The organism is Desulfosarcina sp. (assembly GCF_055467485.1).
Genome location: NZ_JBUOIV010000011.1, coordinates 17,058 through 39,882 on the forward strand (window position 1 = coordinate 17,058; position 22,825 = coordinate 39,882).

Below are 22,825 nucleotides of genomic sequence, written 5' to 3' on the forward strand. Positions count from 1 at the left end.
CCTCAGATCTTACAGGTTGCTCCTGATGTCCGGCCAGTCATACATCGGTTGATGAAGTAACTCAGCGTAAGCAGAGTAATCGCAGTTCCAATCATAGGGCACCGTCCTTTCAGTTAACCTGCAACATCGATCCCCATGTCACAGCCCAGGTTCGGGTCTTTGTTTTCACACTCGAAGTTTCTTTCGCGGGTGTCAACGTGTCCATCATTCTTGTTGTCAAAGTAATCCTGAATTCTATCGTCAGCCATGGTATCACCTCACAGGAATTTATTTAGTTGTTTGTTGGATTGACGGATGTTTCCGTTTCGTTGATAATAAATTACAGCATCCAGCCAAATATACAATGTGAGCCGGTTGACCGTATGGTAAGAGGTAAAAACTACCCACTCATTGTAAACTGACTGAGCCGTCGCCAACCTGCAGGATACCCGAACATCAGTCAGAACCTGATCTCGAAAATAAGGATCAGTGTTCAGGGCAAGGCTTGCAACGGCGAAAAAAGCGCAGCATACAGAAAGTATGTGAGCATGTTTAGCCGTTGCCTGACGCTGCCATGGGCGCTTAGACTATTTTTGATCAGGTTCTAATCTGATTTCCTGCACTTCATCTGCGGTGCACCAACCCCCCACGTGATCGACGCTTCGCCCCAATGCTCCCAATAGGTCTCGTTGCGGCCCTGATACTTTGCGCCACTGCCGCTGGGCTGCAGGTACATCAGCGAGACGCTGTCGCCGCGTTCGGCGATCACGGTCGGAGGATCGGTTGAAAAGAATGTGACGATGACCTCATTGGCGGGATTCCCGTCACAGATGAAGCGGACCGGGCCGATACCCTCAACCAGCCGATACTTGGCCTGCAGTTCGGCGATCCGACGTTGGTATTCGTCCTGGACGCATGCATGCGGGTCGTCGCTCTTCCAGCATTCGTTCCGCCCCTTGATCCAGCCGCGCTGCTCCGCCTTCAGAAAAGGCGGATGCGCGTTGGTCGCTTTCTTGGCTGCGGCGGAGTAGATGGCAGACAGCTTGCGATCGAGCGCGGACAAATCATCGTCCTTGCAGATCATCTCCTCGATGGTGTTGGCCCCTGCTTGGTCACAGTCGTACGAAGGGCCCGTTGAAAGGATCGAACCATTCAGGTTTTGATTATTTTCCGATGATGGGGCAAATCTTTCACGTACCATCTGATCGATGTGGCGGCACCAGGTTTGGCTGTCACGCCCGGGTAGATCCGGATTGCCTCGAATCCCGAGCTTAAACTCGATCACCGACTTCCATTCGTCAGTGCCGACATCCGGCCCGTGGCCGTGGTTGTCGCCTGTTGGTATGTTCGCTTCGATGAATCGGTACCACGGATCGGAGCAGAGCGTCCCCGCCGCCATGCCCGGCCGGCGATCATCGCTTGCCGGGGCGCACACGGCCATAAATGTGACGGCAATCGCTATCCACCTGATCATCGAGGGTCCTCCTGTATAACTGCTTTCATTGCATTCTTGACTTTCCCACAGCGATCACGACAGACCCCAACCGTTTTTCAGTCTCTACTCTTCGATGAGCATCGGCAGCCTGCTCAAACGAATAGACCTTGTCGACGATTGATTTGATTTTACCCGCTTCAATCATCTCCTTGAGAACGAGCAGTTCTTCTTCCTTTTCTCCGGCAAAGGCAAAAATCGCCTTCTTGTCCGTAAATGCTGAGGTCAGAACAGACCTCAGCATGTCGGAAATACGCGGATTGGCCATCAGGTAGCGCCCCTTGGGCGTCAGGGCATTAACGCACCCGGTATAGGAACTTTTGGCAACCATGCTGAAAATCACGTCATATTGCTGACCGCGTTTTGTGAAGTCTGCTTTTGTATAGTCGATGAAATGGTCGGCTCCGATGCGGCGCAGCATTTCTTCTTTGATGGTGCTGTCGACCGCCGTCACCTCGGCACCCATCGATTTGGCAATCTGAACCCCAAACGTGCCGATGCTTCCGCCTGCGCCGTTTATCAGGATTTTTTCTCCATTTTGGATATTCGCTTTTCTTAAAAAGTGAAGGGCGTTCAAGCCGCCCAGAGGCACCGCCGCAGCCTCTTCAACGCTCACATTGCACGGTTTCGGCGCCAGGGTGCAGCTGGCCGGCAGACATACGTATTCAGCATGTGCGCCCAACCGCAATCCGGCAGACCCAAAAACCGGGTCCCCCTTCTTGAATTTCGAAACCGCTTTACCGACGGATTCCACCTTCCCGGCAAAATATCCGCCCAGGATCTGTTTCTTTGGTTGTTTAAGTCCCCATGCAACCCGCAAAGGCAGCCAAAACCACTTGACCTGGAAATTGAAGCTTCGCATTTCACAGTCAGCCTTTGTCACCTCTGCCGCATGAACGTGAATCAGGATTTCATCGGCTTTGGGTACTGGTTTCTCAACCGTTTTGACCTGAAGCACATCTGGTGATCCGTATGTTGTGTATACAACCGCTTTCATCGATAGGCGTCCAGGGATGTTTTCGTTCAATTTTTCAAAATCCACCCTGAGGGCAGGGGTTTCTTCCTCGGATAGCACCCAAACTATCATAGGATTAAGAACGGCGACAAAGAAAAACAAAGGAGGCGGAAGCATGGCGACATCGATTGCTTTGGTAAAAATCCAGTAGTCTGGAACGGAAAAATTAACAAGGGGGTCGCCGTTTAGCGGGCGACCCCTTTTCCGCATCCCCATTTCCCGCCCGATCCACCGCCATCTGTTCGCCTGGCGAAAAGAACTACCGGGGCTGCTTTGCCGGCACCACCAGCAGGCGGGGTATCAGCACCTCGTCGGGCTGTTCGAGGATAAAGCGGACGCAGCGGGCCACGTCTTCAGGTGCCAGCATCCCCTGGGCCGGATCGAACTTTTGTTTCTCGGCCCAGTGTTCGAAGAGGTTGGTGTTCGTCCGGCCCGGCTCGACCACGGCCACCTTGACCCCGCTTCCGGCCAGCTCCATTCTCAGCGCGTCGGTCAACGCTTCCACGGCGAACTTGGTGCCGTTGTATACGCCCAGGTTGGGGAAGGTCTTGAGCCCCGCAAGGCTCGAGGTATTGATCAGAAAACCGCTTCCCTTTGATTTCATGTGTCGAAGCGCCACGTAGCTCATACGCACAACCGACTCGAAGTTGAGCCGGACCATGGAGCAAAGCGCCTCGAGGTCGGCCTCGTCAATGCTGCCGATGTTCATGACCCCGGCGTTGTTGAAAACGGCGTCGAGCCGTCCGAATTTTTCAATGGCGGTATCGACGAGCCTTGGCGGCAGGGCCGGGTCGATCATATCGCCGGCGACCACCTCTGCACCGGGCAACCGTTTTGCCAGGCGGTCAAGCCGATCCTTGTTGCGGGCGGTGAGCAGGCACTTCATCCCGGCTTCAGCCAGCAGTTCGGCGGTTGCTTTTCCGATGCCGCTGTTGGCCCCGGTAATGAGAATGACTTTTCCTTTCAGGTCCATTGTGCACCTCCACGTGATGGTATTGTATCTGTCGCTATGGGGTGTACGGTGTGACTGGCGAAAACCCGCCGGTTCCGTTTTGTCGATGCCCGGCAGCACAGACCCGGTTCACCCTGTTTTTGAGACCGGCGCCAATCCATTGCTCAATCGAGAAGGTTCGTCCTTATGGGATGGATCGCTGATGGGGGTCAAAATCAGGGCTCCCCGTCACCTCGCGCAGTTTTTCCTGGAGACGCGAATCGGTGACATGTTCGAAATGGTGAGCGTGCCGGTGGACGTCCTCATCGCAGTAGCCCATAACGTTGCAAAGATAAGTTTCCCATAGACGATGGGAGCGGATCAATCCCTTTGCTTTCTGCTCGCCTTTGTTTGTCAGGGACAGCATTTCCTTGCTTGATTGAACCAATCCTTGCCGCAAGAGCCTCCAGGCCATCAGACGGACGGTGGATTTGGCTTTCAGCGCATTCTGCAGCTCATTGATGGAAACCGGCGCTGTCTCCAGCGCTGACAGTTCCTGATAACGGTAGAGAAAGCCCAATATGTCGTCACCGACGATGCTCAATCCGAGGTGAAGCTGGCCCAGCGCCCGTCCAATCACCCCATAGCGCGGTGAAAAGAGAAATACCAACAGAAACAACAAGCCGGTGGTAAGGGCCATCATACCCGCCGTACTGGTGTCCTGGAAACCGAACCATTGCGGAATGGTAATGGCGCCCACATGTCCCAGGACAGCCGAAAGAATGGCAAAGACAATGCTCAAAGCGAGCATATTGCCCAACCGGTCGGTCATCAGGTGTGCAGCAGCGCCGGGAACGATAAGCATGGCAATAACCAGAATGCTGCCCACACTTTCGAACGCGGCGACCGTGGTTGCCGCCACCAGGGTCATAAAACCGTAGTGCATGAGGTTGGCATTGATACCCATCGTGGTCGCCAGGTTCGGATCGAAGGCGGTGATTCGAAGTTCTTTGAAAAAAGCGATCACGAATATCGCATTGACGAGCAACATCATCCCGCTGGTAACGGCGGCCCGGGGAATGTCGTGACCAAACAGCAGCATCGTGTCCAGCGGAGTGAGTTCGATCGCACCGTAAAGCACGCAACTCGGATCCAAGTCCACATGGTCGGCCGCCTGACGAATGAGAATCAGTCCAATGGCAAACAAGGTAGTGAAAACGACGCCCATAGACGCGCCGCGATCGAGTCCGCTGAGCCGATCGATGCTCTGGATCAGCAAGGTAGTCACCACGCCGATGAGAATGGCTCCCAAAAGCATGGGCAGGCTGTCGCGGCTGCCGGTGACTAAAAATGCGACCGCCAGCCCCGGAAGCACGGCGTGGCTGATTGCATCACCCATCATGCTCATGCGCCTGAGGACCAGATAGTTTCCCAAGAGCGCACAGGCGGCGGCGCTCAGGGCGCCGACCGCCACGATCCATGTATCGATAAAGGTCCATTCCACGGTCAGCGGGCTCCTTTCATATCGGTCAACCGGTGGGGACTGGGCGGCGGATCATGCTCCCGCTGGGAATCCAACAGCGTTCTCAGGCTTCGAATCAGGTCCGGATCCAGGACATGCTCGATGCGGTCGGCGCTGAGGTCCACCATGCCCGGGGCCACATCGGCATGGGTGATCAGGTAGGTTTCCCAGAGCCGGTGGCGGAGAACGACTTCACGGGCGGCAGCCCCGCCACTTTCAGTGAGCCGAATCGTCCCGTCATTGGGCTGGCGGATCAGACCCTGACGACTCAGCCGGTGCAAGGTCCGCTTCAGGTCCCTCGCCGGCCACGCCCGACGGAGCATGAGCGTTCCAGCCCGCGGTGGCCGCTTGTCGCCATCGGTCACCGACTCCCCCCATTCGTGCAAATCTCTGAGCAGGTTTTCGTTCATGATTTTGCGTCGCAGCCGCAATCGATCCAGCCCCAGACGCAGCAGCCCCCGGGTCGAACCGAAGACCATGCTGATGATGAAAAAAAAGGAAGCAACCAGGACGATGACGGCCCCGGCAGGCAGGTTGGCCATCAAGGCAGACATACCCGAACCCAGAAAACCGCTCAGTGCACCAAAAAGACCGGAAAGACCGAGCAGCGTGGGCAGACGATGGGTCCAGAAACGGGCAGACGCGGCCGGAATGATCAGCAAGGCCACAACCAGGATCAATCCCACGGCCTGCAGACCGATGACGGTTACCAGGACAACAAGGGTCATCATCAGAAGATCGAGCCGTGTCACGGGCCAGCCCTGGGTCTGACCGAAATCGGCGTCAAAACAGATCAGGGAGAACTCCTTGAAAAATGCGATGCAGGCAATGGCTGCCACCAGGGCTGTGACGGCGATCAAAAGGGCGTCGGAGAACAGCATGGACGCGGTCTTGCCATAGATAAAAGACGACAGGCCGGCGGCGTTGCCCGCGTCCATGCGAGTGGCCATGCCCATCAGGGCGATACCCAGACCGAAATAAACGCTCAGTACGATGCCCAGCGCCGCATCGTCCTTCAAGCGTGAAAATCGTTGAATGGCCAGCACGGATACGGTGCCCAATACGGAGAATACCGCCGCACCGACAATAAGTGGAAGCAGCTGTTTGCCATCACCCGTCAGCAGCGTCATGACGATAAACGCCAGGGCAATACCCGGCAGCGTGGCGTGGCTGAGCGTATCACTGAGCAGCGCGCGCTTGCGCAGCACCAAAAAGGTGCCGATCAACCCTGCAGCCAATCCGAGCAGCGTCGTCCCGACCACCACCACCCGGGTATTGTAGTCTTGAAAGGTGAACACCCGCATGACGTCACCCAACGGCTCATCCGCCAGAACGGCCTGGGCGTCAGCCGGGAAGACGGCCAACAGGGTGAACAGCAACACGGCGCCCGACAGGCGGATCCCCTTAGCGTTCAGGTCCATGACTCATCCTTGGGTTGGAGGAAAGTGAGGGCCTTTGGCCACCTCATCCAGCGCCTGGCTCAGCAGGGTGAGACGGCCGCCATAGGTTTTCTTGAGGTTTTCTTCGTTGAAAACCGGGTCGACCGGACCGGCGGCCACCAGGCGCATGTTCAACAGCACCACATGATCGAAATAGGTGGGCACGGTCTGAAGGTCGTGATGGACGACCACACAGGTTTTGCCGGCCGCTTTGAGTTCCTTGAGCAGGGCGATGATGGCCCGCTCCGTGGCCACGTCCACACCGGCAAACGGTTCATCCATAAAATAGAGCTGGGCATCCTGGGCAAGGGCTCTGGCAAGGAAAACCCGCTGCTGCTGGCCGCCGGAAAGCTGGCTGATCTGACGCTTGGCGAAATTGGCCATGCCCACTTTTTCCAGGGCTTCCATTGCGATCTGGCGGTGGGATCGGCTGATCGGCCGGAACCAGCCGATGCGCCGATATAGCCCCATGGCCACCACGTCAAGCGCATTTACCGGGAAATCCCAATCCACACTTTCGCGCTGAGGAACATACCCCACCAAATGCCGCTGGTTTTCATAGGACTCGCCGTAAATGGTTACCGAACCTGATGCGCGGGGCACCAACCCGAGCACGGCTTTGATGAATGTGCTCTTGCCGGCGCCGTTTGGGCCGACGACGGCGATCAGCCGGCCTTCGGGCAATGTCAGATCGATGTCCCAAAGCACCGGTTTGCGATGGTAGGCGACGGTGAGGTCGTTGACCCAAAGCGGCGCCTCCTCGGGTAGTGGCGTTGCGGGTGAGGATGGGATGGATGGTTGCTGGGATTGAGCCATATCTGCGCTTGCCCTTCCTGGTTGGATTGCCGGATGCAATACGGTTGACCCAATCAATCTGTTGAAAGCTTGTCCTGCATGCCCCTGGCGGGTACCTTGCCGCCCAAAGCCTTGGCAATCACCGTAATGTTGTGGTCGATCATGCCTTCATACGTACCTTCGTAGGTGCCCGGAGGTCCCATGGCATCGGAGAAAAGGCTGCCGCCGATACTGACCCGGTGGTCCCGGGCAGCCGCTCCCTCGATGAGCGCCTTGACATTCTTGTCCGAAACGCTGGTTTCAACGAAGACGGCGGGTATGCGACGGTTGACCAGCAGGTCCACCAGTCGGTTGATATCCTTGAGTCCGGCCTCCGATTCAGTGGAAATCCCTTGGATGCCCTTCACCTCGATGCCGTAGGCCCGGCCCATGTAGCTGAAGGCATCATGGGCCGTAAGCAGGACGCGCTGATTCTCGGGAATGGAATGGATCGCGCTGCGGGCGTATGCGTCCAGACGCTCGAGACGGGATTGATACGCCTCGGCATTTTTGCGGTATTCGTCAGCGCTGGCAGGGTCGAACTCGACCAGCTTGCTGGAGACGACCGCTACGGCCTTGCTCCAGCCCTGGACATCCATCCATACATGCGGATCATGGTGACCGGTTTGCCTGTCACGCAAGAGATAATCTTCACTTAACAACTCCGTGACGGCGTGAACCGGACGTTTGCGGGAGATCTTGGCCAGGATATCTGTCATTTGGCCTTCCAACAGAATACCCGAGTAGAAAATAATGTCCGATCTGAGCAGCACGGCCACATCGCCGCGGGTGGGGCTGTAGACATGCGGGTCCACCCCGGAACCGATGATGTTGGTCACGTCGGCCTTGTCACCGGCAACTTCGCGAACGATATCGGCCACCATTCCCACAGTGGCACCGACACGGATGGGGTAGTTGCCATTGAACGTCCTGGCCGGGGCCGGTGCCGCCCCCATCAGGACCGTCAGGACAGCCACGATCATCCAACGCGTCCATGCTGAGTACCCGATGCGTAAAAAATACGTCATGTTAATGCCCCCCTGCCATTATCTGGAAACGTCCAAGCGACACATAAAAACTAAGCCTGAATAATTTTAGGTCAACCTAAAAATATTTTTCGGAGATAAGATTCTTGAAATCATGCTCGCCCTGTCGGCACGGATTCCCGGGAACCAAAAGATAGTCGGAGTCGGATGCAATTCGGTTGGGTCTGACGTTTAACCTGACGTTGATTCGCTCAAAACGTAAATGTGCGCGGCGGCCTTAAGGCCGATGACCGTATCATGTGCACCTCGATCGCTGATGATCCGCAGACTGAGGGTCTCACCGACAGCGGACTGAGAAACGATTTCACCCATGCTGTCGATGCCGAGATCCAACTCATCCAGGTAAGTGAGTATGCCATCCATGCCAGGATCAACGCGCACGATGCGAAACCGTTCTCCAGGGACAAGCGACGCTAACGGTTCGCCCAGTGGTGAACCGATCCGGCCTGATTCGTCGGGTATCGGTTCGCCGTGGGGGTCGCGCGTCGGGTGATTCAGCAGGCTGTCCATTGCACGGATCACGCGGTCCGATAAATGATGTTCAAGCGCCTCAGCCTCTTCGTGGACCGAATCCCAGTCCAGCTTTAGAATCCGAGACAGGAACGTTTCCAACAGACGGTGCCTGCGGATAACATCGATGGCTTTCAATCGACCCTGCCGGGTGAGGGTTGCTCCATGATGCTGCAGGTAGTCAATCAAAGGCGGCGACATGCCTGCCATGCGTTTGAGCATCTCGGATACCGAACCGGATGAAATTCCCAGGTTTTCTGCCAGTGCACCTGTTTTGACAATGCTTTCCTTCTCCTGGAGAGCATATATCGCTTTCAAATAATCTTCGACTGAGGTTGAAGGCATTGCGAAACAATCCTGACTGAACCGCGATAGCGAGCGCATTCCCCGCTGCTTGCGGCGGGGTAAGCGAGCGAACTTAAAAACGATTTTTTTATCCCTACGGTGAACCCTCCCCGCGGATTGCCGCGGGGAGGGTTCAATCCCATCTGGATGCTGTATTTTTAATTCCTTCACCCGTTCATGAAAACTGAACATGCGGGTGTCAACGCTGACTCTGAAAAAATGGTGACGATGACTCTTCGTACCACATGCAAAGCGGTTTGTCTTGATGGACGATACCCTCGCACACCATTCGATTGACAGCGCTGAGTTGGCAATCTATAGATACCCCCGGACAAGCCTGAAGGTTGCAGTGCCGACCCAATCAGGGCATGTCATGGTGACGTCACGGGACATCCCTGTAAAACCGAAAAGCCGGCCCCCGAAAACAGATAAACCAAACAGTCACTCGACGCCATGCCCATTTCAGCGATTCTGATCGCCGCGATCTTTCTCATCTCCCTGGTGCTGACCATGGTCGGCCTTGGCGGGGGGCTTATTTTTTCACCGCTTTTCGTGATTCTCGGATTCGCCAAATCCGAGGCCGCATCGGCGTCGCTGTTCCTGAACCTGATCGCCGCGGCTTCGGCGGCATATACCTATTCATGCAAAAAGATGGTTGATTTCACCCTGGCCATCCCCCTGATCATATCATCGAGTCTGGCCGCGCCCATCGGGTCGGTGATCAATATGCGCATCGATCTGAAACCGTTCTTGATCACCATGGCCGTGGTGCTGGCCCTGGCCGGTGTTCGCATGCTGATATCACCGCCGGATGAAGCTGAAAGCGGCCGCATGAAATCGTCGGGGAAGATCATCGGGGGCATTGGCATCGGTGCCTGTATCGGCCTCTTGGGTGGGATGCTGGGTATTGGCGGCGGCGTGTTTGTCGTGCCGCTGCTGATCTACGTGCTTAAAACGCCGACCAAAATCGCCGCCGCGTCATCGACCTTCATCGTCTGTTTCTCGTCCCTGACCGGTTTTTTGGGTTACGCGTCCATGGAAACCATCAACTGGCTGTTCATCCTGCCCGCCGCCGTGGCCTCATTTGCGGGCGGCCAGGCCGGCGCAAGGATAATGAGCGCCAGATTGAAGGGTAAAAGCATCCGAATCATCTTCAGCTGCATTCTCTTCGCCTTGTGCATCAATCTGATCCATCGCTCATTGTTCACCTGACAAGAAGCATCCATGTCCGAAGGCGTCAAGTTTGGTTGAGTGAAGCTGGCCGAGCCATCGGCGGATTTCAAATGCGAGAATCCCGACAAGCACCTGGGATGTGATCGGGGAATCGATGGAATGGGTTAATTGAATCGAACTGCCCGTCTTACTGCTTTTTAATGCTCTAATTTCTTGTCTTGAGCGATTGACCCTTTCCCTCGGCAAACCACGGGCAATGCGCTGGCTGCCGCGATTCAATTCGAGCCAATCGAGCGGGTATGACAGCCAATCTGGTCAGCAAGCGCCAGGGCCTGATGGTAATAGTATGTAGCACTGTCCATATCGCCTTTTTTGCGCATCAGGTCTGAAAAACGGTGTAAACTTGGCAAAAGCTCGGTAAGGACTCCCAGGCTTGTCGATAGTTCAATGCTCTTTTTCATGTTCTGCTCAACCTTGTTCCAGTCCGGATATCTTCCCGCCGACGCCAACACCGCCATGGCGCGGTGGCTTGAAATTCTGCCCCATCGCTGCCCTGATTGACTGATCTCCATCGCATTTTTATTCATCGATTCGGCCTTGGCATAACTTCCATGCAGGGCCAGGTTTTCAGCGAAAAGAGAGTAAAAAAAATGCAGCGCCAGCACGGAGTCCGTGTTGAGCATCATTTTGATGGCCTGCTCCATAATTTTCAGCCCATTTTTCCGGTCTCCAGCATTGAACAGGGTCGCCCCCTTGAAGAAGGTCGCCCAGATAATGGGCAGCGAGTTATCCATTTTTTTGGAAATGTCGATACATTTCATGCAATTATTAATCGCTGCCGTCCATCTGCCATACCAGAAATGAATCGATCCCAAATAGCCAAAGGCCATCGCTTCAAATGTCGGAATCTTATTTTTTCTCGCAATCCTTATCGCCTCGGCAATGGTTTTCATGCCGCTCCTGTAGTTCCCGGTCATCCCCCTCAGCAACCCGAGTATGGCGGTGGAATAGACGATGTCATCCCATTTCTCAAATGGTTTGAGTCGTTCGAGGCCGTCGGTCAGGTATTTTATGCCTTTCGAATAATCTCCCGTATACAGGCAGGCACGCCCCAGCAGATTGTACGAAATGGCCAACAATTCATGCTCACCCAACTCTCCAGCCAATTGAATGCATTCTTCCACCCTGGGGATGGCTTCGACAAAATCTCCCTGCATGTACCCAAACTTTCCGACCCAGTAGAGCACCTCAGCGGTTCGTTGCCGTCTGTCGAATGCTTTCGCATAATCCAGCGACCTTTTCAGTGAACGCCTGATCTCATCTGAAGGGGCATATTGAGATACTTCAGCCCATTTAATGGAAAGGTCAATGTATTTGCGCTGGCCTTCGGGCGCTGATCCGGTTTCATCCAAAATCGTTAACGCAGTTTGATAATACTGCCTCGATTCCGACAGGGAGTGGACGCGGCCGGCCTTTTCCCCGGCCATTTCTGTATAGTGCAATGCTTTTTTCAGATTGGTACTTTTTGAATAATGATAAGCCAGTTTTTCGCATTGCTCCTCGAGGCGATCCGCATAAACGTCTTCCATCGCACGACCCACGGCGTTGTGAAACTCTTTTCGCTTTTTCAAAAGCAAGCTCTCGTATGCGGCAACCTGCGTCAATACGTGCTTGAACATATATTCCGCTTCCGGAGCCAAACTTGTCTGCTGGATCAATTCCTGTGATTTAAGGACTTCAAGCGAAACCGGCAGCTGGTGGTGGGAACGGGTTGTCCTTTCGAGGATGCGAAACGGAAATTCCCTGCCGATGACCGCGGCCAGCTGGAGCGTCTCCTTCACATGACTGTCCAGGCGATCCAATCTTGCTCTGATGACAGCCTGGACGGAAGCAGGCATGCTGAGCTTGTCTGGCGAATTGACCAGGGTTGCATGATTGTGGGCAATTCGAACAGAGCCGTCTTCAATCAACGCCCTGCACAGCTCTTCGTTATAAAACGGGTTGCCGCCCGTACGGTCGTGAATGAAGGATGCAATGCCGTCAGAAAGATCAGCGACTTTCCATACCGATCGGATTGTATTGGCTGTTTCCTGCAGCCCCATCGCTTTCAGGGAAACTTGCGTGTGATTCTTCCAATCGGGCCAATGGGTTGTGCGCTCCGGTCGAGAGAGGACCACGAGCATCAGCGGATAGGTTTCCATCTGACCGACCAGCCGTATCAGGATTTCATCCGAGGCTTCGTCCACCCAGTGCCAGTCTTCGAGAACGATGACCATCGGTTTTTGCCTGATGCTGGAAAAAATAAGTTCAATCAGTGCCCGTTTTAGTGATTGTTTAAGCTGCTGACCCCTTTGATCCTTCGAAAGCCGGTAGTTGCTGCTCGTTATGGAAAGCACATGCAGAAACAGGGGAAGATGCCTCTCCAATGAGGGATCGATGGCAAGAATGGCCGATATGGCTTTTTTTTCCAGTTCCGAAGGCGTGTCTTCCTCTTTCAGCAACAGCCCGCGTCTCAACAGATCAATAAATGGCAAATAGGGCATATTGCTGCCGAAAGCCTGACAGCGCCCCTGCAATACGATTATTTTGTTTCTGTCGATGCGGTGACGAAATTCATAGGCGAGGCGGCTTTTTCCCACACCGGCATCACCGATGATGGTTACGAATTGACCCCTTCCGGTCATGGCTTTATCCAGGCACACCTTGAGTTTTGACAATTCCTGGCGTCTGCCGATGAAATCCGTGAAGCCTTGACGCTGGGAGGCATCGAATCGGGTCCTTACATTTAACTTTCCCAGAACCTGATGAGGTTTGACGACCCGGGTTATTCCTTTAAGATTTACCTGGCCAAGCGGCTTGGTTTCGAAAAAAGGGGCAACCAGTTGATGGGTTTGCTGGCTGACCCATATTTCATTCGGCTTGGCAAGATCGGCGAGCCTCGAAGCCAGATTCAGCGTATCCCCCACAACGCCGTGGATGCCCTTTTCGACGCTCATGTCACCACTGACGACAAGCCCCGTGTGAATACCGCTATGCATGCTCAAGCGGTGGTCGATCCGATGGTTCAAATCGGGACTGACCGATTGTACGAAACGATGAATCTCCAGGGCTGCATTGACCGCTCTCACCGGATCATCCTCACGCACCGCCGGAAGCCCAAAAATGGCCAGGATGGCGTCCCCGATGTATTTTTCAATAAAGCCATGATGTTTCATCAATATCTTGGCGATCTCGGTAAAAAGGCGGCTTGATATCTCTCTGACTTCTTCCGGATCGAGTTTTTCTGACATGGTGGTATACCCGGAAAGGTCGCAAAAAAGAACAGTCACATGTTTGCGTTCCCCACCCGCTCCCGCCGTGGCTTCTTCTTTGATCCGTTTTATCCGGTGCAGTTCCAGACCGCACGCGCCGCAGAACTTGTGCGTCGCGCGCACCTCCATTTTACACCGCGGGCACAGCAAGGGAAGCCTGGACCCGCATTCGGTGCAGAATTTCTTTTCATCAGCATTCAAGGTACGGCAGTTCGGACATTTCATCGAAATTGTCCCCGAATGAAAAGGGCCGCCATCAGGCCTGAGCGCGGCGGCGCTTTGGCCTGACGTCCCAATAGCAGGATCGAACCCTCCCCGCGGCAAACTGCGGGGAATGTTCTGCCGGCAGCGGCGGCGCTGCGCAGCACCCCAAAGAAGAAACATCGATTTTCAGTTCGCTCGCCAACCCCGCCGCAAGCGACGGGGATTGTGCTCGCTGTCGCGGTTCAAATGTGTTGAATAGGCACCGGGAATGGTGAGAACCTTGTCTAAAATACCACAATGTAGTATGTTAGACAATCGACCCTTGTACGGCCCGCCGGCTGCCGATGGCAGGCGATCGAACGATGGCTGCCGTAGCGATGTCCGGGCCATTCACACTAAATGACTGTTTTACAAAAGAAATCAAGAGGAAATGGATCATGCATATCAAAAAAGATGATCTTCCCATAAAGGTAAATGCTCCCGGTGCGGTGGCGCGCCAGATGACGGACTTTGGCGATGCTTCAGATTATGGAATGCTCGGTGCTGAACACTTCAAGATGGACGCGGGGACCGATATTGCCCCCCTGCTCCAAGGTCTTGAAAATGACCACTGTCAGGCCCCCCACTGGGGTTACGTCGTAAAGGGCGAGATCGCCGTCACCTACACGGATGGAAAGAAGGAGGGTGTCCAGACCGGGGATCTTTTTTATTGGCCGCCCGGTCATTCCGTGAAAGTGATCCGAGATGCCGAATTCGTGCTTTTCAGCCCGCAGCACGAACACACGCAAGTGTTTGACCACATCAACGCCAAACTCAGTGCGTAATATCGAGGGATCGCCGTCGCCAGCATGCAACGCCATTGCTTATGAATTGTCAGTGCAGGCTGGGAATCGATGTCGCGGGATAGTTGAAAGGAAACTGCCCGATGACAGGTTCGACACCGGCGCGCACAGCGCTGGCCTGCTCGATTAACCCATGCATGGCAATGCAAGCATGGCCGGCCGGACATCGGCAGCCGCCTGCACGATCTGGGGGCATAATCGACAGCAGGGATTCAACACACCAGGTAATTGCATTCGAGCCCGCCGAACAGCGGTAAAAAGGCAGCGCCTGATACGGGGCTCTGCCTTTTTACGGGACCTGAAAATCCGCCTCGGTCAGGAAACACGATGGGTGCATGACTTTTTCAACGTGCAGGCTGATCGGCGTGAATGATTTAATTTATTGTTATGACTGAATATCCTTTTGCTTGATACCCGGCGATGGAGATGAAGCCGTTGCCTACATGATCCACTTCAGGCAATACCGTATCGGGGTCGATACCCATTACTTTTAACGCATAATCGCAGACCTCGAACGTCACCCCGTCCTTTTTCATTTGCCGGACCCTGTTGGCGAACGTGTCCAACGCCTCTGTATCGGATGCTTTGAATCCGTTACGATCGGTTGAAATCATTTTGACGGCCGGGCCGTGAAACACGACAGCGACTTGCGGCGGCTCGGAAAGGGCACGAACGCTTTTATCCTCATTCACATTGTTTACGGCCCAAAATACGATGTTAGCCGTCTGGGGCGATCCCTGGCTGACATCGAAAACGGTTTTAACTCCTTTAACGCCTTCCAATGCAGCGTATTCGTCTGACATTGCTGGCATCGCTGCCATAGCGAGAATAGCGATAGCCGCCGCGATGGTGTAAAAACAACGTAGAATCGGTTGATCGGTTTTATTCATGGTAAGCCTCCTTATTCCAAAGCCATAGGGCCATTTTTTTAAATGACTGGTAATTTTTGCGCACCCCGCTCACAGCCATGGGTTTATTGCGAGATGCCACCGCACGGATGGCGTGCTGCAATCAGGCTGGTCTCTACCGCAATCTGCAAGGACGGCATCGATGAGGATCAGATGTTCGAATCAGTAACGCTCAGGGTTTGAGATGACTGGGCGACAGGCATTAGCGTTCGGTGCCATACACACCAGACTTTGGTACCACAATGTAATACTTTCATAAAAAACTACAAGCTTTAAATCATAAGGTGATTAGGTGAAGCACGTATCCGTGAGGAACTTGATTCTGTTGTCGGCTGTTGTACTGATGGGAGTGATGGCGATGAACATCTATTCGGCCAGAGACTGGCGCACCGCCAGTCGCGAATCTGCCGGGATCGCCCCCGACCCCGCAACCACGAACGAAGCGGTTCTTCACGTCTACGGCGCCAGTGCCTGGGGGTGGCGCGGCTGGTTTGCCATCCACACCTGGATTGCCGCCAAACGGACCGGCGAGACCGCCTATACGGTTTACGACGTGGTCGGCTGGCGCGGCCATCACGGCCAGCCGGTCCTGAGAATTGCCCGGGACGTCCCCGATCGATATTGGTACGGCGAGAAACCCCGGATTCTCAAATCGCACGAGGGAACAGGAGTGGACGAACTGATCGAAGCCGTAGACAAGGCCGCTGGCGCTTACCCGTGGAAAAGCACCTACAGGGCCTTTCCAGGCCCGAACAGCAACACCTTCACGGCCTGGGTCGCCAGTCAGGTGCCCAAACTGGAGCTGAAACTCCCCTTTTCTGCAATCGGCAGTGGATACGCGGAGTGAAAGGCTGCCCGAAGCAGCGGTTCTCAACAGTCAACAAGGCCGTTGAAAAACCATTACGCCGGGCCGCATGACTTTACCCATTGGCTCGAAATACCCATTGAACAACTATAGACTGAGCCCTTTCGCCAGCTTCTGCCTTGTCCAGCCTGAACCCGGTTGTATCAATTCGAGGGTTGGCTGCGACCTGCTTTTAACGCGGCAACCAGTTCCCTGACATTTTCGGGCGGTGCCGGGAACCCGGGTTTGGCCTCCATGACGATGGCCCCTTCGGGGCAGCCGGTTGCGCATACCGCACAGCCGAAGCATCGGTCCATGTCCGCGGCCGGAAGCGGATCGTCCCCCATGGCAAGGGCTCCGGGCGGGCAGCGGTCGATGCAGGTTTCGCAGGCGACACAGCGCGCCGGGTCGAAACGGGGCTGGTAACCGGAGTTGAAGACCCGGCCGGGCCTGGGCTGCTTGAGCACGTTGCCGACCACCTCGCAGTGCCAGCGATCGCAATTGCACAAGAATTCGATCTCTTCGGTGGTGTTGCGGCTCATGTGGATCAATCCGGCCTGTTCCGACTGGTCCAGCAATGCCAGGGCTTGTGCCTTGGTCACCCTCCTCCCGCCGATGCGGGCCACCATGTAGTCCGCCGCCTGGCCGAACCACATGCACACCTCCATGGGCATATCGTGGATGTCTTCGCCGCGAAGCCTGGCCGCATGCCTGCAGTAGCAGGTGCCCACCCCGATGGAATCGTATTTTTGGATGTAGGTGGCCACCTGGTCATAGGTGTGGATCCGGTTGCCGGCATCGATGGTTTTATCCACGGGAATGACGCGGGTTACGGGAAAGGTGATTTTTTCAGGGCCCCTGGCAACCTCGCAGGCTTTTTTATAGTCATGGATCAGCCGGGCCAGTTCGCGGTAGCGGGCGGAGTCGCCTCCCCCGATGAACTGGTACTCGAAAATTCCGGGCATGAACGGCAAGCCCTGGTAAACACGCTGGCCATCCTTTACAAAGGTGGCGCAGAGCCCTTTGTCGGCCATGGCGTCGAGAAGTGCGAACAGCCCTTCGGGATCACGCTTCAATTTCAGGGCAATCTGCTCGAGGGTTTCCGGCTGCCGGGCGAGAACATTGTTGACCGCCGCCTCCTCGGGGGTGAACAAGGCTTGAACGAGCGCAAAGAACTCGGGAATGTCCAGTCCTGCATAGGGTCCCTTACGCGACTGCATCACGGTCAGCAGTTCCTCGTAGACGGATGACTTCATTCGGTACCTCCTGTGCTAGACCTGATTGTCTTGTTTTACATCACCCTGGATCCAGGGAGAAAAAAAGACGTCCATACACGCGCCGATCCTCCTGGATGCGCTAAAGAAGTTGCGCGATATAGACGGTTTCAGTGCTTCAGCCGATCTTCAAGTTCCCTGAGAATGCTTCGCGGGGGATGGCCGTTTCCGCCGATTATCCTCTGGATCTCGCGGGTCAGGCGGTTGCGGGCCACGATCCGGGAGAGCACCTGGACGCATTTTCTCAGCCTTTCTGCAGGCGAGGTCATCTCCAGCAACCCCTGGCGTTCGGCGGGTGCGAACCCTTCCAGCCCCGCGATTGCAAAGGAGAGCTGTTTCGGATCGATACGACTGCCGAACGCTGACGGACGGCCCCCGACATCGATCTCGCCCGCCTCCTTGAGCAGCGTCATGGCAGATTCAATGACTTCGTCCAGGCTGTCGTCGGAAGACACCGTTTGCGAATCATCGAAAAAAACAACCCGCGCCTCCATGTATGCCCGCACTTCGATCAACTCCCGGATGACAAAGCGCTCTGCACCCCGGGTCATGATATCCAAGCGGCCGTCATCGTAACGTTTGATGACCTTTTGGATCCTGGCCATGCAGCCGACCGAGTGGATGGCCTGGCCGTCGAACAGCACGATCCCGAACGGCCGGTGGTTTGCCAGGCATTCGGCGATCATCTGCTTGTAGCGTTCCTCGAAAATGTGAAGCGGCAGGTGCATGCCCGGCAGCAAAACCAGGCCGAGTGGAAACAGGGGGATTGTGGTGGTTTCTGTCACGGGCAACTCCAGTGGTCAAGGGGACCCGGTCTGCAGGCCTGGTGGATTGATTCTATTTTCCTCTTGGTCGACGCGCACTACTTCACGATCTTCAGCAGGGCCTTGAACGCTTCGCCCTCGGCCACCTCGAGCAATTCGAACAGGGCGGTTTCGACGCTCGTCCAGCCCGCACCCGCATCTTTCATTTTCTGCAACCCGACGGCCTTGTTCTCCGCGGTCCTTGAAGACACGGCATCGGTCACGACCTGCACCTCGTATCCCATATCCACCAGATCAGCGGCGGTCTGGTAGACGCAGATATGGGTTTCGATGCCTGCCACCAGGACCTGGTGGCGATCCAGGGTTTTCAACGCCTGCAGAAAGCTATCGTTCCGGCAGCTGCTGAAGCTCATCTTGGCAATCGGCTTCACATCGGAAAGCATGTCTGCGACCTCGGGTATGGTCGGCCCCAGGCCGGCTGGGTTCTGCTCCACCCAGAGCACGGGAATGCCTAAGACCTGAATGCCTTTGATCAGCTTCTGCAGGTTGTCGAACAGGCGTTCCTTCTCGTGCATCAGGCGGGCCAGCTTGCCTTGAACGTCCACGAGCAGCAGTACGGCGTTTATCTTTTTCAACATGGTCGAGTCCCCTCTTTGACACGAGCCCCGCCTTAGGCGACGGACATTGCGACCGCTGATGCGGTTCAGATTGACTGGTACGTCTCCTTTACCATCGCTTTGCCGTACTTTCTTTCAAGGCGCCGCACGATGAAATGGCCCCGCGCCATATCCTGGAAATGGTCGATGAACAGGGTGTTGACGATCGCCCCTCCCGCGGCACCGATTGCAGGGACGGCCTGGGCGGCGGCTTTCTCAGACACCTGGATGCTGAAGCGCTCCGCAATCTGAACGATCAGGCGAACGAGCGCGGGGGCGCTCTCTTCGGCCAGGCCTTTTTCGGCAATATATTCGGCGGCTTTCGTGACCGACTGCGCCAGGGCGGCACGAACGGCAAAGTAACCCGATTCAGCGGCGTCGTCACTGGCGTCCACGCCGCCCAATGCAAACACCTCGATACAGGCGATCTTGGACTCGATCGAAGTGATCGTCTCTGCTTCGCTTCTGGCGATATCGGCGATCGACCTCAACATGATGGTCGTCGATATGGGCAGCTCGACGGCCAATGCGGGCAGCCCGAAGAAGCCCCCGATACCGCCGGTTGCGGCCACGGCCAGTTTATGCCAGGTGGTCGAGGCCGCTTCGCCGGGCGCATCCTTCATGGTGAGAACAGCGGCATGGATCGCCTTGGTCAGGGCTGTCCGGGTCAGTTCACCGATTTTGGCGCTCCAGTTTTCGGGCAGCAGCGCAAATCCTTTTTCAATCGGCGTGCCCAGGAAATGGGTGATCTTGGCGGCAAGGCCCGGATGCTCCAGCAGCCGCTTGGCGTTGATCAGGTCCTCCATGTCTTTTTGATGCAGTGTCATGCCAGTTTTCCGGAAATGGTCGGATCGGAGACACGGCGCCTGGCGATGTCATCGGGCTGCCGCCCCCACAAATGGGTTGCTGCTCAATCCATGACCGGGTTTCACGATTCGGCCACCCAGCCGACCGTTTGTCCATCTTTGAAATTGACCAGGCCTTCCTCGCAGATTCTCAGAAAGGGAATGGCCGCGCCCGTCAGGGCGATCAGGCTCAGCAGCGGGTCGGGAAACGACACCCCCAGGTCCGCCGCCGCCTGCTGGATGGCCTTCAGCCGGTCGACGAGTTCCTCCAGGGACAGTTCCGAGATCAGCCCGAAAACGGGCATGGCCAGCTCGGCGGCGACGCGTCCGGCCTGGCAGACGACCGCCCCGCCCTGCATCTCGCGGATGCGGTTGACGCACAGGGCCATGTCCGTTTCGTCGGCCCCCACGACGATGACGCAGGAGGTGTCCCACGCCGCACTGCAGGCCATGGCACCGGCGTTCATGCCGAATCCCTTGATCAGCCCGGTGAAGCACTTGCCCGGAACTCTCGCCCGGTCGATGGCCGCAATTTTGGCCAGGTCGTTGGCGCCGTCCGCCTTGATTTCACCGCCGGTGACCGCAAGATCCAGCCGCACCTCGCGGGTGACCAGGTCGGTCACCATTTCGATCACGCGGCACGCGGCCGTGTTGCCGTCCCCGCTGAAAGGCAGGCCAAAATCGGACGGCCCGACGGGCTCGGGAATTCGAACCGTGTTCAGGCTGGCGGCCGCAAAGGTGTGTTTGCGCGGCGCCACCTCAAGTTTTCCATCCCGCGCGATAATGCGTCCCCTGCTGACGACGACCTTCGCCCGGATGGTTCGCGGGTCGGGAATCAGGACCAGGTCGGCGGTTTTGCCGGGGGCGATCCCACCGATGCGGTCATCCAGGCCGAAATGCTCGGCCACGTTCAGGGTCGCCATCTGCACGGCGGTAACCGGGTCGAATCCGCAGTCGATGGCCTTCTGGACCAGGTATTCCATGTAGCCCATCTCCATCAGCTCCGCCGGCGAAATGCCGTCCGTGGTCAGGATCAGCCGCCGGGTGTCGGCGACCATGTCCTTGATCCTGGCAATCTCGGCAAGATCCCGCCGGATGCTTCCCTCGCGAATCATCACATAGATGCCCAACCGGAGACGGTCCAGCACCTCATCGGCCTTGATCGGCTCATGACAGGAGGAGACCCCGCAGGCCGCATAGGCCTGGAGCCGGTTGCCCCTGGCCCCGGCGGAATGCCCCTCCAGCAGCTTTCGGTGGGCCGTGGTTTGGGCGAAAATCGGCAGGAACACGTCGGGGTTCTGCAGCACGGCCTGCCAATAGGACTCGCCCAGGCCGACGATCTCTTCGCGCGCCAGCAGGGTTTCCAGATCCGCCGGATCGATCCCCATGGCACCCCGGCTGGTGGAGACCATGGCCGGCGCCGTTGCAAAGAACGTGACCGGCTGATCTTTCAAGGACGCCAGAAAATCCAGGACACCGCTGATGCCGGCAACCGAGTAGGGCTCCAGGGTTTCGGTGACGATGGTGGTGGTGCCGCCCACGGCCGCATATTTCAAAAACTCGCCGGCGGTGAACGAGGAGGCCACATGCATATGGCCGTCGATGAACCCGGGGATGAGGGTGGCGCCGCCGGCGTCGATGACCGTCGTGGCGTCGCCGATGGCATACCCGGCATCCGGCCCCACGCAGGCGATTTGATCTGCGCAGGTGCACACCGATTGCCCGTCCAGGATTTCACCGGTGTAGACGTTGACGAGCCGGGCATTGACGATGGCCAGATCGCCGGGTGTGCGCCCCAGGGCCACATCGATTAGATTTTGGTTTCGGTTTCGGTTTTTCTTTCCGTTCATGATGGGTCATCGTTCCTTGGCAAAAGACCTATGGGATGGAGATGATCTCGTTCGACACGTTGTCCACGACAACCGGGGTCTCGAGATAGTTCAACACGGGTTCGGAGCCATATTTCCCGCGCACGAACGCCCGCCACTCATCGGTGTACTGGCGGTCTGCATCTTCGCGCGACTGCCACAGGTAGACACCGCCGGCGACAGTGCCGTCCGGGGAAAGAAAGTAGTACTTGCGGATCAGTCCGGGCAGCCCCTGGTACTTGGGGGCCGTGCTCAAAAAGATCTCCCGGGCCTGTTGGCTGGAGATTGGTTGGGGGAGTCCAAATTCGACGATGACCGTTATCATGGATGTCTCCTTCGTCCTGCTGTTGAGGCAGCCCACAATCGCGGGTTCGGCAGCGCATCGATCGGTCAGCGCCCCTTTTTCGCGAGGGCTGTTTTCAAATCGTTGACCTTGGGGCCATCCGGGCCCCAGGCGCGGCAGCTGCCCATCAGAGAATCGAGGCCCTCGACCGCGTCCAGGGACCCGGGCAGGGGCTGCCGGCTTTTGCGTTGGAGGGCCACATGGCCCTGGAATGCGGCCTGGCTCATCACCGTTAGAAGATGGGCCAGATGGACGCAGCCCTGCTCGCCGCCCATCATCTCACGCACCTTATTCTTGAACCCGGCGCGTATTTCAAGGCCGATGACACGTTGTATCGTTTCCAGGGTGCTGCGGCAGAATTCAAGGGGCACATGCTCCATTTCCGCTTCGGCATCCAGGATGGTAGGCGGGGTGCCCCCCAGCCTGAGCCGGATGACCATGTGATGCACCGGCCCCGGCTCTATTTTTTCGCCGGTCAGGGCATATACGGGCGCAAACCGGTCTTCCCGGAGCCACCCCTCGACCAGGATGGTGTCATCATCCAGGGCATGGCTGTTCATCTCTATGGACCGGCTGTGGAAGGGATTGCCGTTTGCCAGCGCTTTCAGGGAACCCATGGCACCTCTTTGGTGTTTTTTTCAACCGTAAACCCGGAACGCCCGACCCGGGGCATGACCGGC

At 56.5% G+C, this 22,825-nt stretch carries 21 protein-coding genes; 3 read left to right on the forward strand and 18 right to left on the reverse strand.

Annotated elements, in window-relative coordinates; all coding sequences use genetic code 11:
• Positions 1 to 113: 113 nt before the first annotated feature.
• The 9 genes from ACZCED_RS07495 to ACZCED_RS07535 all read right to left on the reverse strand — a co-directional run bounded on the left by ACZCED_RS07495 (position 114) and on the right by ACZCED_RS07535 (position 9,305).
• The gene (locus ACZCED_RS07495; protein ID WP_462968039.1) at positions 114 to 248 is read right to left on the reverse strand and encodes a hypothetical protein; all 135 of its coding nucleotides are present in this window, start codon (positions 246 to 248) and stop codon (positions 114 to 116) included.
• Between the two features lie 335 nt (positions 249 to 583).
• Positions 584 to 1,453, reverse strand: coding sequence for an MliC family protein (locus ACZCED_RS07500; protein WP_462968040.1), 870 nt, complete (start codon positions 1,451 to 1,453; stop codon positions 584 to 586).
• A gap of 25 nt (positions 1,454 to 1,478) precedes the next feature.
• Positions 1,479 to 2,696 (reverse strand): NAD(P)-dependent alcohol dehydrogenase, encoded by a 1,218-nt coding sequence (locus ACZCED_RS07505; RefSeq protein WP_464860535.1) that lies wholly within the window; start codon positions 2,694 to 2,696, stop codon positions 1,479 to 1,481.
• A 49-nt stretch (positions 2,697 to 2,745) separates the two neighbouring features.
• A complete protein-coding gene (locus tag ACZCED_RS07510; RefSeq protein ID WP_462968042.1) occupies positions 2,746 to 3,459 on the reverse strand; it encodes an SDR family oxidoreductase in 714 nt (237 codons plus the stop codon).
• Positions 3,460 to 3,622: 163 nt separating this feature from the next.
• Positions 3,623 to 4,921: a metal ABC transporter permease gene (locus ACZCED_RS07515; RefSeq protein ID WP_462968043.1), complete on the reverse strand. Its 1,299-nt coding sequence runs from the start codon at positions 4,919 to 4,921 to the stop codon at positions 3,623 to 3,625.
• A 2-nt stretch (positions 4,922 to 4,923) separates the two neighbouring features.
• Complete coding sequence (locus ACZCED_RS07520) at positions 4,924 to 6,360, reverse strand: metal ABC transporter permease (RefSeq protein ID WP_462968044.1); 1,437 nt, start codon at positions 6,358 to 6,360, stop codon at positions 4,924 to 4,926.
• Between the two features lie 3 nt (positions 6,361 to 6,363).
• Positions 6,364 to 7,194 (reverse strand): metal ABC transporter ATP-binding protein, encoded by an 831-nt coding sequence (locus ACZCED_RS07525; protein ID WP_462968045.1) that lies wholly within the window; start codon positions 7,192 to 7,194, stop codon positions 6,364 to 6,366.
• Between the two features lie 53 nt (positions 7,195 to 7,247).
• The gene (locus tag ACZCED_RS07530; RefSeq protein WP_464860536.1) at positions 7,248 to 8,240 is read right to left on the reverse strand and encodes a metal ABC transporter solute-binding protein, Zn/Mn family; all 993 of its coding nucleotides are present in this window, start codon (positions 8,238 to 8,240) and stop codon (positions 7,248 to 7,250) included.
• A gap of 189 nt (positions 8,241 to 8,429) precedes the next feature.
• Positions 8,430 to 9,305: a metal-dependent transcriptional regulator gene (locus ACZCED_RS07535; RefSeq protein ID WP_464860537.1), complete on the reverse strand. Its 876-nt coding sequence runs from the start codon at positions 9,303 to 9,305 to the stop codon at positions 8,430 to 8,432.
• A gap of 261 nt (positions 9,306 to 9,566) precedes the next feature.
• On the opposite strand from ACZCED_RS07535, the gene ACZCED_RS07540 reads away from it, so the two are divergent.
• Positions 9,567 to 10,325: a sulfite exporter TauE/SafE family protein gene (locus ACZCED_RS07540; protein WP_462968048.1), complete on the forward strand. Its 759-nt coding sequence runs from the start codon at positions 9,567 to 9,569 to the stop codon at positions 10,323 to 10,325.
• Positions 10,326 to 10,561: 236 nt separating this feature from the next.
• Here the strand turns inward: ACZCED_RS07540 and ACZCED_RS07545 are convergent, their stop codons facing one another.
• Positions 10,562 to 13,981: an AAA family ATPase gene (locus ACZCED_RS07545; RefSeq protein WP_464860538.1), complete on the reverse strand. Its 3,420-nt coding sequence runs from the start codon at positions 13,979 to 13,981 to the stop codon at positions 10,562 to 10,564.
• A 257-nt stretch (positions 13,982 to 14,238) separates the two neighbouring features.
• On the opposite strand from ACZCED_RS07545, the gene ACZCED_RS07550 reads away from it, so the two are divergent.
• Positions 14,239 to 14,625, forward strand: coding sequence for a cupin domain-containing protein (locus ACZCED_RS07550; protein ID WP_462968050.1), 387 nt, complete (start codon positions 14,239 to 14,241; stop codon positions 14,623 to 14,625).
• A 392-nt stretch (positions 14,626 to 15,017) separates the two neighbouring features.
• Here the strand turns inward: ACZCED_RS07550 and ACZCED_RS07555 are convergent, their stop codons facing one another.
• Positions 15,018 to 15,533 carry a DsrE family protein gene (locus ACZCED_RS07555; RefSeq protein ID WP_462968051.1) on the reverse strand — a complete coding sequence of 172 codons (516 nt, stop codon included), beginning with the start codon at positions 15,531 to 15,533 and terminating at the stop codon, positions 15,018 to 15,020.
• A 310-nt stretch (positions 15,534 to 15,843) separates the two neighbouring features.
• Here ACZCED_RS07555 and ACZCED_RS07560 point away from each other — a divergent pair, with 310 nt between their 5' ends.
• Positions 15,844 to 16,398, forward strand: a complete 555-nt coding sequence (locus ACZCED_RS07560) for a DUF3750 domain-containing protein (protein ID WP_462968052.1) — start codon at positions 15,844 to 15,846, stop codon at positions 16,396 to 16,398.
• A gap of 161 nt (positions 16,399 to 16,559) precedes the next feature.
• Here the strand turns inward: ACZCED_RS07560 and ACZCED_RS07565 are convergent, their stop codons facing one another.
• The 7 genes from ACZCED_RS07565 to ACZCED_RS07595 all read right to left on the reverse strand — a co-directional run bounded on the left by ACZCED_RS07565 (position 16,560) and on the right by ACZCED_RS07595 (position 22,762).
• The gene (locus tag ACZCED_RS07565; protein WP_464860539.1) at positions 16,560 to 17,651 is read right to left on the reverse strand and encodes a 4Fe-4S binding protein; all 1,092 of its coding nucleotides are present in this window, start codon (positions 17,649 to 17,651) and stop codon (positions 16,560 to 16,562) included.
• A 128-nt stretch (positions 17,652 to 17,779) separates the two neighbouring features.
• Positions 17,780 to 18,454, reverse strand: coding sequence for an LON peptidase substrate-binding domain-containing protein (locus ACZCED_RS07570; RefSeq protein WP_464860540.1), 675 nt, complete (start codon positions 18,452 to 18,454; stop codon positions 17,780 to 17,782).
• A gap of 77 nt (positions 18,455 to 18,531) precedes the next feature.
• Positions 18,532 to 19,071, reverse strand: coding sequence for a hydrolase (locus ACZCED_RS07575; protein ID WP_462968055.1), 540 nt, complete (start codon positions 19,069 to 19,071; stop codon positions 18,532 to 18,534).
• Positions 19,072 to 19,136: 65 nt separating this feature from the next.
• Positions 19,137 to 19,916 carry an EcsC family protein gene (locus tag ACZCED_RS07580; protein ID WP_462968056.1) on the reverse strand — a complete coding sequence of 260 codons (780 nt, stop codon included), beginning with the start codon at positions 19,914 to 19,916 and terminating at the stop codon, positions 19,137 to 19,139.
• A gap of 101 nt (positions 19,917 to 20,017) precedes the next feature.
• Positions 20,018 to 21,784 (reverse strand): adenine deaminase C-terminal domain-containing protein, encoded by a 1,767-nt coding sequence (locus ACZCED_RS07585; RefSeq protein ID WP_462968057.1) that lies wholly within the window; start codon positions 21,782 to 21,784, stop codon positions 20,018 to 20,020.
• 28 nt (positions 21,785 to 21,812) lie between these two features.
• Positions 21,813 to 22,127, reverse strand: a complete 315-nt coding sequence (locus ACZCED_RS07590) for a YdhR family protein (RefSeq protein WP_462968058.1) — start codon at positions 22,125 to 22,127, stop codon at positions 21,813 to 21,815.
• A gap of 65 nt (positions 22,128 to 22,192) precedes the next feature.
• Complete coding sequence (locus ACZCED_RS07595; protein WP_464860541.1) at positions 22,193 to 22,762, reverse strand: DUF2889 domain-containing protein; 570 nt, start codon at positions 22,760 to 22,762, stop codon at positions 22,193 to 22,195.
• Positions 22,763 to 22,825 lie beyond the last annotated feature (63 nt).

Excerpts from the sequence above, each read along its gene's own strand:
- ACZCED_RS07505 (WP_464860535.1), bottom strand. The coding sequence starts at position 2,696 with ATGCGGAAAAGGGGTCGCCCGCTAAACGGCGACCCCCTTGTTAATTTT.
- ACZCED_RS07540 (WP_462968048.1), top strand. The coding sequence starts at position 9,567 with ATGCCCATTTCAGCGATTCTGATCGCCGCGATCTTTCTCATCTCCCTG.
- ACZCED_RS07590 (WP_462968058.1), bottom strand. The coding sequence starts at position 22,127 with ATGATAACGGTCATCGTCGAATTTGGACTCCCCCAACCAATCTCCAGC.
- ACZCED_RS07575 (WP_462968055.1), bottom strand. The coding sequence starts at position 19,071 with ATGTTGAAAAAGATAAACGCCGTACTGCTGCTCGTGGACGTTCAAGGC.
- ACZCED_RS07555 (WP_462968051.1), bottom strand. The coding sequence starts at position 15,533 with ATGAATAAAACCGATCAACCGATTCTACGTTGTTTTTACACCATCGCG.
- ACZCED_RS07535 (WP_464860537.1), bottom strand. The coding sequence starts at position 9,305 with ATGTTCAGTTTTCATGAACGGGTGAAGGAATTAAAAATACAGCATCCA.
- ACZCED_RS07530 (WP_464860536.1), bottom strand. The coding sequence starts at position 8,240 with ATGACGTATTTTTTACGCATCGGGTACTCAGCATGGACGCGTTGGATG.
- ACZCED_RS07495 (WP_462968039.1), bottom strand. The coding sequence starts at position 248 with ATGGCTGACGATAGAATTCAGGATTACTTTGACAACAAGAATGATGGA.
- ACZCED_RS07520 (WP_462968044.1), bottom strand. The coding sequence starts at position 6,360 with ATGGACCTGAACGCTAAGGGGATCCGCCTGTCGGGCGCCGTGTTGCTG.
- ACZCED_RS07545 (WP_464860538.1), bottom strand. The coding sequence starts at position 13,981 with ATGTTTCTTCTTTGGGGTGCTGCGCAGCGCCGCCGCTGCCGGCAGAAC.
- ACZCED_RS07585 (WP_462968057.1), bottom strand. The coding sequence starts at position 21,784 with ATGAACGGAAAGAAAAACCGAAACCGAAACCAAAATCTAATCGATGTG.
- ACZCED_RS07565 (WP_464860539.1), bottom strand. The coding sequence starts at position 17,651 with ATGAAGTCATCCGTCTACGAGGAACTGCTGACCGTGATGCAGTCGCGT.
- ACZCED_RS07550 (WP_462968050.1), top strand. The coding sequence starts at position 14,239 with ATGCATATCAAAAAAGATGATCTTCCCATAAAGGTAAATGCTCCCGGT.
- ACZCED_RS07595 (WP_464860541.1), bottom strand. The coding sequence starts at position 22,762 with ATGGGTTCCCTGAAAGCGCTGGCAAACGGCAATCCCTTCCACAGCCGG.
- ACZCED_RS07500 (WP_462968040.1), bottom strand. The coding sequence starts at position 1,453 with ATGATCAGGTGGATAGCGATTGCCGTCACATTTATGGCCGTGTGCGCC.
- ACZCED_RS07580 (WP_462968056.1), bottom strand. The coding sequence starts at position 19,916 with ATGACACTGCATCAAAAAGACATGGAGGACCTGATCAACGCCAAGCGG.
- ACZCED_RS07525 (WP_462968045.1), bottom strand. The coding sequence starts at position 7,194 with ATGGCTCAATCCCAGCAACCATCCATCCCATCCTCACCCGCAACGCCA.
- ACZCED_RS07510 (WP_462968042.1), bottom strand. The coding sequence starts at position 3,459 with ATGGACCTGAAAGGAAAAGTCATTCTCATTACCGGGGCCAACAGCGGC.